Annotated in this window: 1 protein-coding gene and 1 pseudogene; one reads left to right on the forward strand and one right to left on the reverse strand. The window is 29.9% G+C overall.

Going from position 1 to position 965, the window contains the following annotated elements; translation table 11 throughout:
• Positions 1–327: 327 nt before the first annotated feature.
• Positions 328–654 carry a hypothetical protein gene (locus ACFINC_RS09935; protein ID WP_375607567.1) on the reverse strand — a complete coding sequence of 109 codons (327 nt, stop codon included), beginning with the start codon at positions 652–654 and terminating at the stop codon, positions 328–330.
• Positions 655–766: 112 nt separating this feature from the next.
• On the opposite strand from ACFINC_RS09935, the pseudogene ACFINC_RS09940 reads away from it, so the two are divergent.
• Positions 767–965: pseudogene (locus tag ACFINC_RS09940) on the forward strand (hypothetical protein); the annotation flags it as partial.

Raw genomic sequence — 965 nt, forward strand, 5'->3', positions numbered from 1 at the left:
CAGATTTAGCGAGATTTTGTTCTTCATTTTCGCAGATGACTAAGAGAATTTCATCAGAATTGATAAACACTGGTTTTGTCACAAATGCCTCCATACAGCCTATTGGCAAAAGTTATTTTCTAAGATATGGAGTGAACATATTTTCGATTTTAGAATAAGTCAATACAAATTTTCTAAAATAGAAAAAATTTTTTTTAGCGATAGACAAATAGTCTACACAAAAAAGTAACCTAATTTACATTTCAATCTGGAGAAAATTCTTTATGAAACAGTATAAAGAAGCTTTTAAAATATTTTCGTCATTAACAAATGAGCAAAAACGAGTGATTATTTTTCATCTTCTTCTTGCAAAGATCGTAGAAAAGAAATGACAGCTTTTCTATGTTCTGGCTTTGCGGAAGAATATAATTTAAAAAAATAATCATCACAATTATCGGGTATAAAATGAGGGGGGAGCGCTTTAAAAAATGAAGTTAATCTGACGAGTTCATCAGCAGATATGCTTCTATTTTCTTTATCATCATCAACAGAAAGCATCTTAGATACAACAGATGTATGAAGTCCCATATGTTTAGCTAGTTCAGTTCGGGACCCATGACCCATTGTTTTAAGCTTTTCATTTGCCCAAATTTTTATTTCTTTCTGAATATCCATACTTACCAGTATTCCTTTTGTTAAAAAAAATATCAACATTTCTATTTTAGAAAAAATATTGACATTTTTTCTATAATCGAATAAATGCCCATTTGATAAATAGAGAAATAAGATGAATATCAAAAATTCAGCAGTTACGATTATAAAGTATTTAGGTGGTGCAAAACGTGTGTCGTTGATTTCTCAATGCCATGTATCTGCTGTTTATAAATGGACTTATCCTTTAAAAAAACTAGAGGGTAAAGGCGGAATTATACCAGCTAAATACCAAATTATGCTTTTAAATTATGCACGTGATCATGGGATAGATT

This window comes from Bartonella sp. AP58NXGY (assembly GCF_042195785.1).
Lineage (GTDB): Bacteria > Pseudomonadota > Alphaproteobacteria > Rhizobiales > Rhizobiaceae > Bartonella.